Source organism: Planktothrix sp. PCC 11201 (genome assembly GCF_900009135.1).
Classification (GTDB): Bacteria; Cyanobacteriota; Cyanobacteriia; order Cyanobacteriales; family Microcoleaceae; genus Planktothrix.
Genome location: NZ_LT797701.1, coordinates 198,042 through 216,542, shown reverse-complemented (window position 1 = coordinate 216,542; position 18,501 = coordinate 198,042). Strand labels below are relative to the sequence as shown.

14 protein-coding genes are annotated in these 18,501 nt (G+C 42.7%); 8 read left to right on the top strand and 6 right to left on the bottom strand.

All coding sequences use genetic code 11. From position 1 onward, the window contains the following. Window positions 1–66: 66 nt before the first annotated feature. Window positions 67–987, bottom strand: a complete 921-nt coding sequence (locus PL11201_RS11240) for a vitamin K epoxide reductase family protein (RefSeq protein ID WP_079678732.1) — start codon at window positions 985–987, stop codon at window positions 67–69. A gap of 86 nt (window positions 988–1,073) precedes the next feature. Beyond that, a complete protein-coding gene (gene btpA, locus PL11201_RS11235; RefSeq protein ID WP_079678731.1) occupies window positions 1,074–1,928 on the bottom strand; it encodes a photosystem I biogenesis protein BtpA in 855 nt (284 codons plus the stop codon). A 333-nt stretch (window positions 1,929–2,261) separates the two neighbouring features. On the opposite strand from btpA, the gene PL11201_RS11230 reads away from it, so the two are divergent. The 7 genes from PL11201_RS11230 (at window position 2,262) to PL11201_RS11200 (ending at window position 12,378) form a co-directional block, all read left to right on the top strand. Then, window positions 2,262–3,203, top strand: a complete 942-nt coding sequence (locus PL11201_RS11230; RefSeq protein WP_079678729.1) for an SGNH/GDSL hydrolase family protein — start codon at window positions 2,262–2,264, stop codon at window positions 3,201–3,203. Window positions 3,204–3,237: 34 nt separating this feature from the next. Beyond that, the gene (locus PL11201_RS11225) at window positions 3,238–3,777 is read left to right on the top strand and encodes a thioredoxin family protein (protein ID WP_079678727.1); all 540 of its coding nucleotides are present in this window, start codon (window positions 3,238–3,240) and stop codon (window positions 3,775–3,777) included. A 226-nt stretch (window positions 3,778–4,003) separates the two neighbouring features. Beyond that, on the top strand, window positions 4,004–4,732 hold the full coding sequence (pyrH, locus tag PL11201_RS11220) for a UMP kinase (protein ID WP_079678726.1): 729 nt from the start codon (window positions 4,004–4,006) through the stop codon (window positions 4,730–4,732). Further along, window positions 4,719–5,267: a ribosome recycling factor gene (gene frr, locus PL11201_RS11215; protein ID WP_079678724.1), complete on the top strand. Its 549-nt coding sequence runs from the start codon at window positions 4,719–4,721 to the stop codon at window positions 5,265–5,267. The genes pyrH and frr overlap by 14 nt, the downstream gene beginning before the upstream one ends. Window positions 5,268–5,456: 189 nt before the next feature. Beyond that, a complete protein-coding gene (locus tag PL11201_RS11210) occupies window positions 5,457–6,545 on the top strand; it encodes a geranylgeranyl reductase family protein (protein ID WP_079679562.1) in 1,089 nt (362 codons plus the stop codon). Window positions 6,546–6,742: 197 nt separating this feature from the next. Then, a complete protein-coding gene (locus PL11201_RS11205) occupies window positions 6,743–9,559 on the top strand; it encodes a GAF domain-containing sensor histidine kinase (protein WP_079678722.1) in 2,817 nt (938 codons plus the stop codon). Window positions 9,560–9,642: 83 nt separating this feature from the next. After that, window positions 9,643–12,378 (top strand): GAF domain-containing sensor histidine kinase, encoded by a 2,736-nt coding sequence (locus PL11201_RS11200; RefSeq protein WP_079678720.1) that lies wholly within the window; start codon window positions 9,643–9,645, stop codon window positions 12,376–12,378. Between the two features lie 124 nt (window positions 12,379–12,502). On the opposite strand, the gene PL11201_RS11195 is transcribed toward PL11201_RS11200, so the two are convergent. Then, on the bottom strand, window positions 12,503–14,296 hold the full coding sequence (locus tag PL11201_RS11195) for an N-acetylmuramoyl-L-alanine amidase (RefSeq protein ID WP_079679561.1): 1,794 nt from the start codon (window positions 14,294–14,296) through the stop codon (window positions 12,503–12,505). 191 nt (window positions 14,297–14,487) lie between these two features. Between PL11201_RS11195 and PL11201_RS11190 the strand changes: the two genes are divergently transcribed. Beyond that, window positions 14,488–14,940 carry a KGK domain-containing protein gene (locus tag PL11201_RS11190; protein ID WP_079678719.1) on the top strand — a complete coding sequence of 151 codons (453 nt, stop codon included), beginning with the start codon at window positions 14,488–14,490 and terminating at the stop codon, window positions 14,938–14,940. A gap of 110 nt (window positions 14,941–15,050) precedes the next feature. On the opposite strand, the gene PL11201_RS11185 is transcribed toward PL11201_RS11190, so the two are convergent. The 3 genes from PL11201_RS11185 to nadB all read right to left on the bottom strand — a co-directional run bounded on the left by PL11201_RS11185 (window position 15,051) and on the right by nadB (window position 18,277). Continuing rightward, window positions 15,051–15,461 carry an Npun_F0494 family protein gene (locus PL11201_RS11185; RefSeq protein WP_079678717.1) on the bottom strand — a complete coding sequence of 137 codons (411 nt, stop codon included), beginning with the start codon at window positions 15,459–15,461 and terminating at the stop codon, window positions 15,051–15,053. A 52-nt stretch (window positions 15,462–15,513) separates the two neighbouring features. Next, window positions 15,514–15,747, bottom strand: coding sequence for a hypothetical protein (locus PL11201_RS11180; RefSeq protein WP_079678715.1), 234 nt, complete (start codon window positions 15,745–15,747; stop codon window positions 15,514–15,516). An 817-nt stretch (window positions 15,748–16,564) separates the two neighbouring features. After that, window positions 16,565–18,277, bottom strand: coding sequence for an L-aspartate oxidase (gene nadB / locus PL11201_RS11165; RefSeq protein ID WP_079678712.1), 1,713 nt, complete (start codon window positions 18,275–18,277; stop codon window positions 16,565–16,567). Between the last annotated feature and the right edge of the window lie 224 nt (window positions 18,278–18,501).

The window sequence follows — 18,501 nt, the reverse complement described above, 5'->3', positions numbered from 1 at the left end:
CCCCTGCTCCCCCTGCTTCCCCTGCTTCCCCTGCCTCCCCTGCTTCCCCTGCTCCCCCTGCTCTCTTTACTTCCCCTGCTCCCGTTGCCCCTGATAGTCGGATAATTCAGCTAATTTTTCTAAAGGTTGGATTCCCGGGTATAATTTACCCCCTATTTCCCAAGTCGGGAAACCCTGAATACCAGCTTTTTTGCAAAGTTGGGTTTGAGAATTTTTGCCGTCAGTAGTGCACTCAATATAATTAATTATAGCAAACGCCTCTTTCCCAAAGAGTTGTTTTTGATCGTAACAGTGAGGACACCAATAGGCTCCATATTCCTTGGCTCCAATTTGGGTCAAGTGACGAGCTAAAGCGATTTCTGCTGGCCCGGATGTGGTAGTAATCGCTAACCCCGTGTTACCACCACTACTATCACTGAAAGAGTTGGGAGTATTGATGTCGCCAACGCTATTGTATAAACCCAGAGCTACAATTGCGGTAATCATCCCGACCCCAAGACCCGATAACCAAAGTTGACCCCGATCTTCCCAATGGGTGCCTATTAAAGTTATAACAAATAGACTCACACAGAAAAAAGCCGAGGCAATACAGTAGGGGCATATTGCCTGAATTCTGAAAAATAGCAGAAACATTAAGTAACTACTGAAACAGACCATGGCAGTAGTTACAAGAAATAGAAGAAACCTCGTCTGAGTTTCCACCGCTTGGCGACGGGCTTTTTGGGTCGTAGGGTTAAAAACCAAAGGAGCAATAGCTAACAGCAAAACCGTCGTATAGGCCAAAAACCCAAATAGAGTTAAGGGTAAACCCAAGACCGTCGCATAAGGACTATTGAGAACTTCTTCACAGCCAGAAGTGGGACAAACCGCCGTCCCACCCAGGAGTTTAATACTGGTTAAATAGACATTTTCGATCACACCGATTAGAGCGATCGCCACAATAATCGGCCGTGACCAGTGATGAATCCAAGGGGTAGAACGTCCCATAAATCAGTTATCGGTAAACAGTTATCAGTTATCAGTGTAAGAGTGAACAGTTAGGAGTCAAGACAATCAACTCGCTATTTCACTGATTATTTCTTGCTTTGACTAATCACCGATAACTGATGACTGATCACTGATAACTGATTCAAGTTCCGGCGGGTTGTTTCTACAAACTGACTGACCCGACTGGGATCAATCGGTTGATGAATCTGTCCATGGCGTTTTAGGGAACTGGACACAATCACCCCATCGGCTGCTTGGATTAAGGTTCCCACATTTTCCCAACTGGCACCACTGCCGATAAAGACAGGAGTTCCCATCGCCGCCGCCCGGGCTAGTTCTAAATCTTCTAAACTGGGGGGACTGCCCGTAGACCAACCGGACAGAATTACCCCATCGGCCAAGGCCCGCTCAATCGTTTCTTGGACAGCCGTTGTCAGGTTAGGAGATCCCAAGGGACGACCATGTTTGACCAAAACATCGGCTAGAATTTTGACATCACTGCCTAATTCTCGCCGATAGCGCAGGATCTCATGGGCGTGACCTTCGATAATCCCTTGATCTGTGGCCATAACGCCATTCAAGACATTAACGCGGATAAATTTAGCCCCCGTACAGGCGGCAATGGCTAAGGAACTGTGAGCGTCGTTACGCAGTACATTAATCCCAATTGGCAGTGTCACTAAGTTCATAATCCGCTGCACAATCAGGGTCATGGCGCTGACAACGGCCGGATCAACTTGATCCTTAGCAAAGGGAGCATCAAAAAAATTCTCGACGATGATGCCGTTGACCCCGCCCGAAGCCAGGGCTGTTGCCTCTTGTTCAGCGCGGTCAATAACCGTTTTGAGATTTCCTCCCCAACGGGGAGAAGTCGGTAGGGGCAACAGATGTACAACACCGATAATAGGATTGGGAGTTTTAAAGATTTGATCTAAGTCCACAGATTTACCTACGACCACCAAAGTTTTACAGCCTCACCTCTATGCCCAAGGCTAAGGCAGAGCATGGGTAGTCTGAAAATGAATAAAGACATTACATTATACAGTTATCAGTTATCAGTTATCAGTTATCAGTGCAAGAATTAACAGTCTTCTGTTGTACTGATTAGGTGTTTACTGATTAGGTGATAGACTATAATCAGCAGTCTATCATATTACCAGTTACCAGTAATCAGTTATCAGTTATCAGTAAAGAATTGAATAGTCGATTAACTTTTAACTCGTACAGACGCGCTCAGGTAAATCTCTACACTGATAACTGATCACTGATTACTGATGAAAATTGTTCTAGTCCTGTTGGAAATATTGCTCGTTGTTTTGATGGTGGTGGAGATTGGGTTGCGTCTGCGTTTTGGGCTGGGCTCTCCCGTCTTGTATTTGGGGGACTCGGACATCGGTTATTTATTAGCCCCAAACCAGAAAACCCGTCGTTATGGCAACCAGATTGAAATTAATCAATATTCAATGCGAAGTGCCTCTATTACTCCCCTTCCCATTTCTGGAACGCGGCGGGTGATGTTGTTAGGGGATTCTTTGGTGAATGGGGGATGGTGGACAGACCAATCTCAAACTCTGTCGGCGTTGATTGGCCAACAGCTAGGTCGTCAGGGGCAGGGGGAAGTCCTGAATGTGTCGGCTAATTCCTGGGGGCCACCGAACCAACTGGCCTATTTACAACGGTTTGGACTGTTTGGGTCAGAGGTGATTGTGTTATTGATCAATACCGATGATTTATTCACTGGGCCGCCGAATCCCGGCGTTGTAGGACGCGATCGCAACTACCCTAATACATCACCTCGTTTAGCGTTAGTGGAGGTGTTTAATCGCCGTTTAAAACCCTCTGAACCGATTCCGACCGCCCAACAACCCCAACCTTCTGACCCGGTGGGATATAATTTGGAGAAGATCCAAGGGATTGAAGCGATCGCTCGGCAAAATAATGCTAACTTTATATTAGCCATGACCCCCTTATTGCGAGAAGTCGGTGAACCCGGATCCCGGGATTATGAAATTAAAGCCCGTCAACGATTGACGGAATTCACCCAGGCTCAAAATTGGATTTATATTGATTTTTTGCCGATCTTTAAAGCCACTTCTCAACCCGAAACTCTGTATCGAGATCATATTCATTTGAGTCCCTCTGGGAATCAATTGGTCAGTGAAAAGATTAGTCAAAGGTTAGAAGAAGAATTGAGGGTTAAAAATAAAAATAAATGAAATAGACAGGTTGAATCAGGTGAAAATATTAACTATGCAAGGTACTTTAATTAATCGATATGCTCCAGATTTTGAATTACCAGGAATTGATGATGAAGTTCACCATTTGGCTCGTTATTTAGAAGAATATAGAGCCGTTGTCGTGATTTTTATGTGTAACCATTGTCCCTATGTTCATTCATACTTACATCGCCTGAAACAGTTACAACAAGACTATCAGGAACAGGGTGTAATTTTAGTTGGTATTAATGCCAATGATGCCACTCAATACCCCGATGATAGTTTTGAGAATATGAAAATCTTTGCTAGAGAACAGGGATTGAATTTTCCTTATATTCGAGATATTACCCAGGATGTAGCCCATTGTTTTGGGGCAACTAACACCCCGGAAACGTTTTTATTAGATCGGTCAGGAATTGTGCGCTATCAGGGCTTAATTGATGATAGTCCCCAACTGGCTGAAAATGTCACTGTTCCCTATTTAAAAAATGCGATCGCCCAACTCCTGAACCACGAACCGATTACGACCGAATGCACCGATGCGATCGGTTGCTCGATTAAATGGAGACATTGATAGCTCGGAAAACCATAGACAAATATCTCAGGTCTTAATTGGATCTAAATCCAAAAAACTGAAACAATAGAGGTAAATTTATAACTGATAATGCGGATACTTGATGACTGATGACTGAATATATCCTGATATGATAACCCCGAGGTCTAAGCGACGGGTAACGATAAACCTAATCCGTTCACGAAAATTGGCGATCTTGATGAATACAAAGGCTATGGGGGTATAGATGGGAACAGCGTACAAACGCATTTTACTCAAATTAAGTGGCGAAGCCCTGATGGGAGATTTGGGCTATGGCATTGATCCATCGGTGGTTCAAGAGATCGCTCAAGAAGTCGCCGAAGTGGTAAATCAAGGAGTACAAGTCGCCATTGTGGTCGGGGGCGGTAACATTTTTCGGGGGGTGAAGGCCGCCGCCGGGGGCATGGATCGAGCCACAGCCGATTATGTCGGTATGATTGCTACGGTGATGAATTCCATTACCTTACAAGATGCCTTAGAACAAATTGGGGTTCCAACCCGGGTACAAACGGCGATCGCCATGCAGGAAATCGCTGAACCCTATATTAGACGCAAAGCCATTCGCCACCTAGAACTCAATCGGGTGGTGATTTTTGGGGCGGGTTCGGGAAATCCTTTTTTCACCACGGACACCACCGCAGCGTTAAGGGCGGCGGAGATTGATGCGGAAGTGATTTTCAAAGCGACCAAGGTAGACGGCATCTATGATAGCGATCCGAAACATAACCCGGACGCCAAACGCTACCAAACATTGACATACAGCTACGTTCTCACCCATGATTTACGGGTGATGGATAGTACAGCGATCGCGCTGTGCAAAGAAAATAATATCCCGATTATTGTATTTGATCTCACTGTGCGGGGAAATATCAGCCGGGCGGTGAGTGGTGAACCTGTTGGAACCTTAGTTGGAGGTTTGTGTGAAGTTAGCTGAAGTTGAAGATCACATGGTTAAAGCATTGGAGGCGGCTCAGCGCTCCTTCAATACTATTCGGACTGGACGAGCAAATACCAGTTTATTAGATCGAATCATCGTGGAATATTACGGGAGTCAAATGCACTTAAAAGCATTGGCGAACATTAGCACCCCCGACTCCACCACCATTGCCATTCAGCCGTTTGATCGCAACACCCTGAATATTATTGAGAAAGCGATTTTGATGTCGGATATTGGGTTAACACCGAATAATGACGGTTCTGTGATCCGTCTGAATATCCCCCCTTTAACCAGCGATCGCCGAAAAGAATTAGTCAAACAAGTGGCTAAATTGGCCGAAGATGGCAAAGTCGCCGTCAGAAATATTCGTCGGGATGCAATTGATTCGATTCGGAAACAGGAAAAAAGTAGTGAATTCTCAAAAGATGAATCTGCTGATTTACAAGATTCCGTTCAGAAACTAACAGACAAGTACATCGCTAAAATCGATGAAGCCTTGGCGGTCAAAGAAAAAGACATCACCACTGTTTAACACCAGGGTGAGAGTTGAAGTTGGGGATTTGTTATTAACAGTTAATCCCCGCTTCATCCTTAAGCGAAAAAACCATCAAAAATAGGCAATAGTCAACAATTATCAGTACAAGAGTTCATAGGTGAATCAATACACTCTTGGCTGATAACTCTGATAACTGATAACTAATTAGTAGTTCTTATGACAACAATATTTGACTGTATTATTGTTGGTGCTGGCCCAGCCGGAGGAGCAGCAGCCTATCATTTAGCCAAACGCGGACGTTCGGTTTTAATTCTGGAAAGAGAAACTTTTCCCCGCTTAAAACCCTGTGGAGGGGGAGTTTCTCCGGCGATCGCCCAATGGTTTGATTTTGATTTTAGCCCGGCAATTTCGACAACGGTGGAACGAATTCGCTATACCTGGCAATTAAATGATGCGGTAGAATCCGATATTCCCGTTCCGATGTGGATGGTGCGACGGGATGTATTTGATCAATTTCTCATCCAACAGGCTAAGGGTCAGGGGGCGCAACTCCAGGACAATACAGAAGTTACCGGGATTGAATTTAAAAGCGATCGTTGGCAAGTGAATACCACCACTGAACCCCTAACCGCTAAATATTTAATTGGGGCTGATGGGGCTAAAGGTTCAATGGCAAAATGGTTAGGACTGAAACAGTCTAAACTGCGTCAAAGTCAATTTATGGAAGTGGTAACGGATCAACCGTTATTACCCAGTTTTGAATTTGGCATGGTAAAAAATGGTAGTATTTGGGGATTCCCCAAGGCCGATGGTTACTCCTTGAGTATTGCTACTTTTATCGGGGGAGAACCTAAAAATCTGAAGCAGGACTTACTGGATTATGCCAGTAAAGCGAGTTTAGGCAGTGCAACTATTTATGACCATCCTCTGTGTCTCTGGGATGGAGATAAAACTTTACATACCCAAAATGCTCTAATTGCCGGAGAAGCAGCCAGTTTAGTTGATCCATTATCAGCCGAGGGCATTCGTCCTTCAATCCTGAGTGGAGTTAAAGCCGCAGAGGCGATTGATCAAGCCTTAGGCGGTGTCGGTAATGCTTTAGAAGGCTACACCCAAGTCATGAAAGATGAATGGGGCGCAGATATGGTCTGGGCCGGACGTCTAGGCGGTGCATTCTATCGTTTTCCGAAAGTTGCTTATAAGGCTGGAGTAAAAATGCCCGCCGCCACAAAGATTATGAGTAAAATTTTCTGTGGTCAACTGCGCTACGGAGATATTGCCAGTAAAGCCATTAAACAATTAATGCCCTTTTAATCAGTTATCAGTTATCATTTATCAGTTATCATTTATCAGCTATTAGTCATTGGTTATCATTTATCAAAGAAGAAAATAAGTAGGGACGAGATCTCCTCCATCAGTGTCAACTTAACGCCAAAAGCTCGGAAATAAATTTCGGGCTAAGATAACTAATAACTGATAACTGATAACTAATAACTGATTAGGATATTATTATGAATCGGTTGGATAATACACAACAACTTCAATCTAAATTGGATCAACAGGTCTTACTACATCGGATGACGAACCGTATTCGTCAATCCCTGGAATTACCGGGAATTTTAACCGCCACCGTTGCCGAAATTCGTTCATTTTTGGGAACGGATCGGATTATGATTTATCAATTTAGTCCCGATGGTAGTGGGGAAGTGGTGGCCGAATCTCGCGATCGCGATCGCGATCGCCTTCCCTCCTTGTTGGGATTACATTTTCCCGTCGATGATATTCCCCCCCATGCTCGGGAAATGTTTTGTTCCCTGCGTCAACGCACCATTATCAATGTCGGTGAGGGAAAATTTGGGATTAGCAACGACTCGGGAGAAGCCCAAACCCCATCAGGGATAGACTATCGCAGCCTTGATCCTTGCCACCAAGCCTATTTAACCGCGATGGGGGTAGAGTCTTCCCTGGCGATTCCGATTTTGCTCAACTCCCCCAATAACCTAGTCGGTGAAACTCCGCTACTCTGGGGATTATTAGTTTCTCACCACGCCGAACCCCAAACCCTTGCTGAAACAGATATCCAAGTGATCCAGTTATTAGTGGATCAATTGGCAATTGCGATCACCCAGACTAATTTATTAAGCCAAACTCAACAAAAAGCCCAACAGGAAGCCACCATCAATAGTATTGCTTCTCTACTCCATGAACGCCCGACGATTGAACTACAAGAGGCATTAGAAGCCACCGTTAAAGCCCTGGCTGGAGTGGGGGGACGGCTCTATGTTCCGGCCTATTCCCTGAGTCCGGTGGAGGTGTTCACGGCGGGTAAACAGCCCCATGCTCCTATGGGTAGTGCTTCAGGTATTTTAGAGGAACATCCCCTGTGGCAACATTGGTTAAGTCAAGGTTATGAAACGCCCTCCCATCATTCAGGTATACCGAATCAATCCTTATCTCCTTGGGTGATCACCGATGTTTATAAGGAATATCAATGGCGGGTTTTAATCTCAGCCTTTCAGTCCACATTAATCCGAGGATTATTAGTTTTACCGATTCAATCTCGTCAGCAATTATTAGGGGTACTGACCATTTTTCGGGAAGAAATTGATACAGAAACTTTGTGGGCGGGAGAATTTGATCCGAGTATTAAACAGATGATGCCCCGGCAGTCTTTTGAAATTTGGCGAGAGTCTAAACAGGGACAAGCTCAACCTTGGACAGAAGAGGAGTTAACTTTAGCCACAGCATTAAGTCGTAAATTTGCGATGGCGATTCAACAATATCGATTATATCAAGAAGTTCAAATTTTAAATATTAATTTAGAGCAGCAAATTGCGGAAAGAACCTCTCAACTTCAACGCTCCTTAGATTTTGCTAAAACCCTAGAACGAATTACCGATCAAATTCGTCGGACGCTGGATTTAAACGCCACTTTATCTTGTTTAGTGCGGGAAGTTAGAGTTTTATTAGATACGGATCGGGTGGTGATTTATCAACTGATTAGTGGACAGGCGGGAGAAGTTGTATTTGAAGATCGACGGAAATCAATTGGCTCGATTTTGGGGATTAAAACACCCGATGATTGTTTTCCCAAGGAGATGGCGGATCTTTATCGAGAAGGAAGAATGCGGGCTATTTCCGATGTTTATAAGGAAAATTTAGCCCTTTGTCATCAAGAATTTTTAGAAAGTTTGTGCGTGAAGGCAAATTTAATTGTGCCGATTAATCAAGAGTCTAAATTGTGGGGATTATTAATTGCCCATGAATGTACCCAGACTCGCAATTGGGAAGTTGAGGAATTAGATATTTTACAACAATTAGCAGATCAAGCAGCGATCGCCATTTATCAAACGGAATTGTATCAACAAAGTCTAAAATCCGCCCAAAATGAACAGGCGAAAGCGGAACAACTCACCCAAACTTTAAATGAGTTACAAAAAACCCAAAGTCAACTAATTCAAACGGAAAAAATGTTAAGTTTGGGGCGGTTAGTCGCGGGAGTTGCCCATGAAATCAATAATCCGATTAATTTTATCTTTGGCAACTTAATCTATGCCAGTGAATATAGCCAAAATTTATTAACTCTAATTCAACTTTATCAACACCATTATCCCTGTCCTCAACCGGAAATTGTTAAATATATTAGCACCATTGAGTTGGATTTTATTACCCAAGATTTACCTAAAATTGTGGAATCGATGCAAAGTGGGGCCGATCGCATTCGTCAATTAGTTCTCTCTTTACGCAATTTTGCCCGACTAGATCAAGCGGATTTAAAATTTGTTGATATTCATGAAGGAATTGAAAGTACATTATTGCTGTTACAACATCGCCTGAATATTGATTCAGACACGACCTCTCCATCCATTCAAGTGAAACGACAGTATGGCGACCTTCCCCCCGTGGAATGTTACGCCAGCTTACTCAATCAAGTATTTATGAATCTTCTTAGTAATGCCCTAGATGCGTTAGGATTACAAGTGCAGGGAGCAAATCAGTCGCCGTCCTATCCAGAACAGACACAACCCTCTTTAGAAATCCGTACAGCCTTGAGGGATGAAATTACAGCAGCACCTAAAATTGTGATCTCGATCATTGACAATGGTACGGGTGTTCCTAATGCCTTACTTCCCCATATCTTTGATCCGTTTTTTACCACAAAACCTGTGGGTCAGGGGACGGGATTAGGGTTATCAATTAGTTATCAAATCATTGTTGAAAAACATCAGGGATCGCTCCAATGCCTCTCTCACTGGGGAATAGGAACGGAATTTAGAATAGAAATTCCTTTGAGACAATCTTTACCTGATGTGGCTCTCGATTCGTAAACGGTAAAATTCATATCCAAGATTATAAGTGATGTTTTATACTGTAGATAGGTTGGCAAACTGATAGTATTAGGCACTTGTATATGATCGTAAATCAGCATCAATGGGAGCAATTACGAAAATGCTGTCTAAATGACAGTACCTTTGCCCAATTGCAGGGAATTTTAAACCTGAAACTCTTACCTTATGAACTAGAATTATCTAGTTTGACGAGTTGGGAAGATTTACAGGATCTTGCTGACAATAGCGAGGATATTTTTGTCGAAGATGTTACCCATTTAAGGCAACTACAAGACACTTCAAATTCTCTCTTAATTCAAGCTCAATTGCAATCTCAGCGTTACAAATCCATATCAAAAATAATTGGGCAAATCAATCAATGTTTAGACCTGGAAACCCTGTTAAAAAATACGACGGAACAACTCCAGCAATATCTCAAAGTTGATCGGGTGGCAATTGTAAAATGGTATAGGGATACTGAAAATATCAAAGGAAAATATATTGCTGAAACAGTATTACCTGAGTTTAGATCCTTGTTGAATTTTGAGATCAAAACAGAAGAATTATTGGGTTTTAATCCCACCGCACAAAATCATCAACCCCTAGTAATCTCAGATATTTATTATAGCGGATTTAATCCCTTAATGTTCCAATGGATGAGGGATTATCAAGTTAGAGCAAAATTAGGGGTTTGTTTATATAAAAATCAACAATTATGGGGATGTTTATGGGTGTATGATTGTCACCAACGCCGAGATTGGCAACCCGATGAAATTGAATTTGTTACAGAAATTGCTCAACATCTAGGAACCGCAATTGGGCAACGGGAGTTAGGTCAAGCAATATCCCAAGAATTAGAACAACGAAAAACATTAACCAGGGTGATTAGTCGAATTCGAGAAACATTAAATCTTAATCAGCTTTTTCAAGCTACTGTAACAGAGGTTAGACAGCTTTTAAATGCGGATCGAGTAGGTGTTTTTCGCTTTAATCCCAATTCGGGATATGGGGAAGGAGAATTTATCTCCGAAGATGTAGTTGCGGGATTTAATTCGGCTTTAGCTCAAAAAGTAGAAGATCATTGTTTTTCGGATCAGTTTTATAATCTGTATCAACAGGGTAAAATTAATGCGATTCCTGACATTTATCAGGCTAATTTACAAGAGTGTCATCATCAAATTTTAGCCCAGTTTCAAATTCGAGCTAACTTAGTTGTTCCTCTGCTTAAATCCCAAAATCTTTGGGGTTTACTGTGTATTCATCAATGTGATTATCCTCGCCATTGGCAACCCGAAGAAATAGAATTTGTCAGTCAAATTGCTCAAAATTTAGAAGTTGCTTTACAACAAATTGATTATATTGAACAGGTACAAGAACAGGCAAAAACAGTAGCGCAGTTAACTGAAAGACAAAAAGCCAATGAACAGCAAAAATTGTTATATCAAGTTATTGAAAAAATTAGAAATTCTTTAGATATTTCTACTGTTTTTAATACTACTGCCGCCGAAGTTAGAGCGTTTTTAAATGCCGAGCGAGTTGTGGTTTATCGCTTTAGTTCCGATTGGTCGGGTTATTTTGTGGCTGAGTCTGTGACGGAAGGATGGAACTCGTTACTAGATACGGTTCCCATGATTCAAGATACCTATTTACAAGAAACTTTAGGAGGACGGTATCGAGATAATAAAACCTATGCCGTTGATGATATTTATACCGCCGGACATAATCCTTGTCATATTCAATTACTTGAACAATTACAGGCTAGATCCTATATCATTGTTCCAATTTTACAAGGACAATCCCTTTGGGGATTACTCGCAGCTTATCAAAATTCCTATCCCCGTCATTGGCAAGAGGAAGAAATTAAGTTACTAGCTCAAATTGGGACTCAATTCGGAGTCGCTTTACTCCAAGCAGAACTCTATGCAGGGATTCAAAAAAAAGCGGAGGAATTAGCTCAAGATTTACAACAAACCCAAAGTCAGTTGGTACAAAGTGAAAAGATGTCGAGTTTAGGGCAGCTAGTGGCTGGAGTCGCGCATGAAATTAATAACCCTGTTAATTTTATTTATGGAAATCTGAGTTATGCTACGGACTACACCAGAGATTTATTAGAGTTAGTTCAATTATATCAAAAACAGTATCCTGATATTTCTGAGGAGATTGAAGATAAAATTGAAGAAATAGAATTTGAGTTTATTCAAGAGGATCTCCCCAAGATTTTATCTTCGATGAAAGTTGGTGCTGACCGGATTCGGCAGTTAGTTTTATCTTTAAGAAATTTCTCCCGTTTAGATGAGTCTGAGGTGAAAGCGGTTGATATTCATGAGGGGATTGATAGCACCCTATTAATTCTACAACATCGCTTAAAATCTAAACCCGATCGTCCGACGATTGAGATTATTAAGAAATATGGGAAACTTCCTAAAGTGGAGTGCTATGCAGCCCAATTGAATCAAGTGTTTATGAATATTATTAGTAATGCTATTGATGAATTGGAATCCTTGTCTAAGGAGTCTTTAGACACTAGATATTTAGCCATTTCAATTCAAACCCAGTTAGTGCCACCGAGCCAAGAACAACCGATAGAAAGGGTTAGAATTATTATTCAAGATAATGGTCATGGCATTCCTGAATCAGTTAAAAATCGGGTTTTTGACCCATTTTTTACCACTAAACCTGCGGGTAAAGGCACGGGATTAGGGTTATCGATCAGTTATCAAATTGTAGTGGAAAAACATAAGGGAATGATTGAATGTCAGCCTTTACCCGAAGAAGGGACAGAATTTATTGTGGAAATTCCGGTTCATCAAATCGGATAAATTACGTTCCAAATCTCACCCCAATAGAGTAAAGTTTCTTTGCACCCACCTACTACCCATTCCCCATTCCCCATTCCCCATTCCCCATTCCCCATTCCCCATTCCCCATTCCCCATTCCCTATTCTATTGAGTTTTACTAACCCATTCTACGATGCCATCGGCTAAGGTTATTGCTAGTTTTTGTTGTTCTTGGGGATTAACAATCCATTCAAATTCTTCGGGATTAATCATAAATCCCAATTCTAATAACAAAGATGGGGCAACCGTAGGACGAGTCAATGCCAAATTATTCCAAAATACGCCATAGGAAGGACGGTTAAGTTTATTCACTAAATATTCATGTAAAAAGACGGCTAAATCGTGGGCTTGAGGGTTATACCAAAAGGTACTTACTCCTTTGGTTTTGATGGCATCTCCATTATCGGGTAAGGCATTATAATGAATAGAAAGGGATAAATCCGGTTCCTGTTGATTAATCATTTTTACCCGATCTTGAGGGTACAAATCTTCATCGCCGTTGCGGGTCATAAATACCGATGCACCGCGTTTAATTAGTTCGGTTTCTAATAGTTTAGAAACTACTAAATTGACATCTTTTTCAGGATATCCTGTCGGCCCTTTTGACCCTAAATCATTGGGGCTGCCATGACCGGGATCAATTAAAATTTTTAACCCCGATAAGGGTAAATTTGATTGGAGGTGTGGGGGATTTTTCAGAGATAAAACTAAAGTTGTGCCATCATAACGGAGTTTATAACCCCATTGTTGTTTGGTTTTAAAATGAAATGTATATTGCACCGCATTTTGTGATTCTCCCAGGGGAGATAAAATCGGTTGCCAATCCATACGCGAAATTAAAGGATTATCATTAAACCGAATCGTATCGGTTTTTGCCGTTGTGTTATGGAGGGTTAAGGTTAAACTCTGATCTTCTTGTTTAACGGTGATGGGAACTGCCACTTGTAGAGGAAAAGAAACCTCTAACCAATCCCCAACTTGACGAGAACTAGCACTTCTAATTAAGGAATTCGGCGGGACTGACTCGGTGGTTATCCGGGTTTCATTGGCTTTAATCCAGCCCCCATAATCAAGACGTAAATAATCTCCTTGTCGTCCGATAATGGTGGCACGGGTTCCCTTGGGTAAAGGAGTTAAACGGGAATGATCGCTACTCGGGCCAGTGCGGGCTACGCCTTCATCGACGATGACTTCAGCCACTTCAAATTGAGTCGGAGAGAGAATAGAAATTTTCCCCGTTGCCCGTTGGGTAATGGTTTGATTATTCAGGGTTAATTGATATTTTGCTTGACCTAAATCTAAGGATTTTTGGGGATCGGAAAATGGCAAATTCTCGGCGATTTTCCCACATCCTTGATATTTTACTGTATCAGATTTTATCGGTTGATTGGTTCCAGTTAAAACCGCTTTGTTATCGGGTAATTCTAAGCTCTGGGACTGGGGGGATAAAGATAGGATTTGTCCGGCTAATTCAACAGAAACCGTTGATTTTTCTGGGGCGATCGCACTAAAACAAATTAACTCCCCGGGGAGGATAGCCAGATTCTCAGAGGGAGTCAATGAATCCTTTAAAAAGCTGACATTATTCCCAGGGCTCGCTTCAGTGGAAATTCGAGTAATATTAAGTTTGATTTTTTGATCTTTGTAGCGTAAAATGAAATTGTTTTCCCCAAGTTGCAATGGAAATGTGGGTGCAAAGTGACCAGCTTGGCTTCGGGGAACCACTTGACCATTAATCGAAACTTCTCCATCGGGTGTTGCTGTTCCAATCAAAAAAATACGGTCAGAGGTGGTTTTGTGATCTGGCGGCGGATAGGCAACATATAAAGGTTGTTCGGCCGATGTTGAGGATACCAAGACCATACTGATTAGCGTTGTTAGTCCCAGAATTCGTTTCATGAGTGTCATTTGAATTGGTGTTAAACCCATTGTATCGATTTAGGGAGTATGGGTATTACCCCCCATGTTTTCCGGGTTTTAGCTACGATTAATTTTTATTGCCATTAGACAATAGGAATTGATTGCCACTGAGTTTTTGAATTAGGGTATTAGGGTGCAGCCAGTACCAATAGCCACAAGGAATCCATACTATGAACCGTGAGTTTTTTAGCTTAACCGAAAATGATTATATTGTTAAGTTAGGTAAAGATGCCTTCACCATTTCACGATTAAAAGAATTAATTGCCCTACAGTTGGAGGAGCATATCATTAATTATGGAGACTTTTTTAATTTGACTTTTTCTCCTGCTAAACATAATGATTTTTGCTTTGATATGCGTAGTGTTCAATTAATGTTTCCCTTCGAGGGGATGAGCGGTTATTTACTTCCCCTGGGTTCTAAGGATTGGATTCCGGGTCAGGTTAGAATTCAAGCCAATTTAAAACTAGATCCTGAAACTTTGGAACAAAGTTTTTCCGTTGATATTCAGTTTGCTACGGATGAACCTCGATTAATGGATATTTTTCACTATCCCAGCAATTTTAAGGAAGATCAAATTACTAATCACGGGCTTTCTTCCTGCCATTTGCTCCATCAATCTTAAATTTTGATCAATTTAGAGGCTCTAATTTTTGGACACCCCACAGTCAGATAGGATTCACTTCTATCTGACTGTGGAGTGCTGTTTTAAAGCATACCCCGGTTTTTGTTTTTTTAAAAGGCAAATCGCAACCAACGATTGAGGGTATTGATAGAGCGATCGCACACAGAAGGTTGGGGTATGCCCTGATTTTGACTTTCCCATTGGTCGATTAATTGTCGCCCCAGGGGAGTGAGGCGAAAACTATCCGTAATCCCCTGACCATCAACTTCTCGACGCAGTACCCCCACCTGAATCAGCCATAACAGGGTATTTTCTGCGGCTAGTTCCGTTAGAGCCACACGGGTATAGGCACAACTGACCCCAGACTCCCCTGCAATTACAGTCAGACTGACACTGTTAAACCGGATCGTTTGGAACAGTAGCAGTTGAAAGGGAGAACACCGGATTGCCCGTTCTGCCCGTTTTAAAGTGCGTTCAGAATATTGAATTGAAGACTTACCGGGAGATTCCAAAACGGTCATAACGCTCTTAATGGGATAACGTTCTTTTTTGTACTGTATCCCAGATCAAGGGTTAAGAGCGAAAGAATTGATGGCAATATAATACCATCTCACCGTGGTCAGGAACCCAAGCCACCCACTCATCCTCAGTCACTTGGCATAGGAGCAACGCTTGATCATGGCTATAGGGATTGGGTTTTTCCCGCATCTGTACCCAGGTAGAGGGATTAAATTCCGAGGTATACCCAACAATAGGTTGCCATTGGGGTTGAATCCCTGTATCCGCTTGTTTGAGATTAAGTTTCATAATTTTTTGTCCCTTGTCAACCGTTGATGCTCAAGTTCTAGGAGTCTGAACCTGATCAATAAAATTATTTCTGTATTCAGAGTTACATAATTATCAATACAATCCAAGATTCTGTTGCAGAACTTAACGGTTGCGATGTATTATCAGGGCTGAATTTAACAACATGAACGCCGAGGATTCCAATATCGGGATGAAACTTCCCCAAGTTGACGGGCTAACTTTCTTTAGCAAACACAAAAAACAATCAATTTGTTATCCCGAAAGTTGCTCAATCAAAGAAAACGGCGTAAAACTTCCCAAGCTAGGGGTTGTTAAAGCCAGAATCCTAAAAACAATTAGCAGTAAAATTAAATCTGTTACTGGTGCGGGTCTTCTGACTCCCACTTTTGATAAAAATATTTTTTCCAAAACATAACGATTATTAATTATAGACCAGACTGCAAGTCATCAAGAGGATCAGAGAAGTTGTCAATAATTTTTCCTGAGAACTCAGTGTAATTACGGAATATAGTTGATATACTTGAACTACAAAGGCAGTTTTGTTATCGTTGGCTGCCCTGGTTGAAGAATTCGAGGTTTAATTAGGGGGTAAAACGATTATGGTTTCTAGCCTAACATTAAAAAAAACAATCCCATGGGTCAACTGTTTGCCCTTAAGTATAGCCCTAATTTTCACCTTGGGGGTAAGGTTCGAGGCAGCTGTCCAGGTCAGTTTCACTCAGCTGTATAAACAGCTTGACACCTCGCATTTAATCTGTGAATATGTTCCTCCCGACACGGGAAAACCCCCGGCTGGAGACGGTTCAGGTTCTCGAACCTAATCTAAAACAGGCGGAGATTTCCAGATGCGGTTTTCTTGAATTAAGGTATGAACTTGCCAGTTTGGGTCTGACTGTGGGTAGTCTTGTCGAAAATGCCCCCCACGACTTTCGAGACGAAACGCTGCACTCTTCAAAATCAACTCCCCAATACTCAGTAAGTTATGGGTTTCTCCCCACTGTTTCAAGTCGCTGTGGGCGATTTTTTGTATTTCCAGTTCAGCCGAAAAATTGGGATGTAGAGTCGATAAAAATTGGCTGATAGGTAGGGCTAAAAATTCTTCAGACCATGCTCTTACTTGCATTAATCCCTCCTGCAAATGATCGGACTGGCGACAGATACCCGCACTACGCCAAAGAACATCGGGTAACTGTGATCGAATTGTTTTAATGGTAGCATATTGTTCTTCCCATTGGGTGGCGGGTGATACTGAGTTAGGTACGGGAGCAGACCCCACCCCACCCGATTCAGTTTCAGTAAAACCGAGATCTTCAATCGATGCCATTTGGGCGCCGAATACTAAACATTCTAGCAAAGAATTACTCGCTAAACGGTTTGCCCCGTGAACTCCCGTACTTGCAGTTTCACCGACGGCATAAAGTCCAGGGATAGACGTTTGACTTTGGGTATTGGTAACAATACCTCCCATCCAATAATGGGCGGCGGGAGTGACAGGAATGGGCTCATGGAGAATATCAACCCCCCATTGTTGGCAAACCTGAATAATATTCGGAAACCGATACTGGATTTTCTCGGCTGGAATTGAGCGTAAATCTAACCAAACCCGTTCACTATTGGCTCCTGCAATTTGCCGTAATTTTTGTAAATGGCTAAAAATCGCCCGACTTACAATATCTCTGGGGGCTAATTCTCCCCGCTCGTCATAATCAAATACAAATCTGTGTCCCTGGGAATCAATTAGGTGGGCTCCTTCTCCTCGCACCGCCTCACTAATTAAAAATCGAGGAGCCCCGGGTTGGGTTAGGGCCGTGGGGTGAAATTGGAAAAACTCTAAATCTCGGAGTAATGCTCCCGCTCTCCAAGCCATCGCCACCCCGTCCCCCGTACTCACACCGGGGTTGGTCGTGTGAGCAAAGACTTGACCTCCTCCCCCCGTTGCCAGGACAACGGCCTTGGCTTTCACCCAACAAATATGGCTGTTATGAATTAGGCTGACTCCCTGACACCGTTGACCCGAGGCATCCATCCATAAATCCAGGGCAAAGGCGGGGGAAATAATTTTAATATTCGGTCTTTCTAAAACTCGTTCTGTCAGGGTTGTGATCACTGCCCGTCCGGTTGTGTCGGCGGCGTGTAGAACGCGGTGACGGGAGTGGGCGGCTTCTAAGGTTAGGGCTAACTGGCTTTGATGGCGGTCAAAGGCCACGCCTAATTCTACTAAACGCTGAATACACTCGGGGGCGTGATTAACCAAAAATTCTACCGCCGACCGTTCACATAATCCGGCTCCCGCTTTTAAGGTATCTTCCAAATGCAGACTGGGAGAGTCATCGGTTGAAATCGCTGCCGCAATGCCTCCCTGGGCCCAATCACTCGCGGACAGGGGCAAAACATCTTTACTGACTAAGCCAATGCTCAAATGTTCGGGTAAACAAAGGGCGGTATATAATCCAGCGGCTCCGGTTCCCACTACCAATACATCAAAGGTTAGGGGAAACTCGGACGGGAGGGAAAGATCAATGGAGGTCATGGGTCAGTGCCAGAATCAAGGGTTGGTTTCAAGTCCAGACGGATTTCAACAGATTAGACTAACTTTAAGGATTATGTTAGATTTTTAAGTCTATTGGCATAATCCTAGCATTCTGACCTGAGAATCAAAGGATGCAAGCCCTAAATTCATTCATGGGGCAGGGACGCGCCAATCGCCTAAGGGCATCGCTTCGCACTTGGCACGTCTCTACACTAAATCCCACC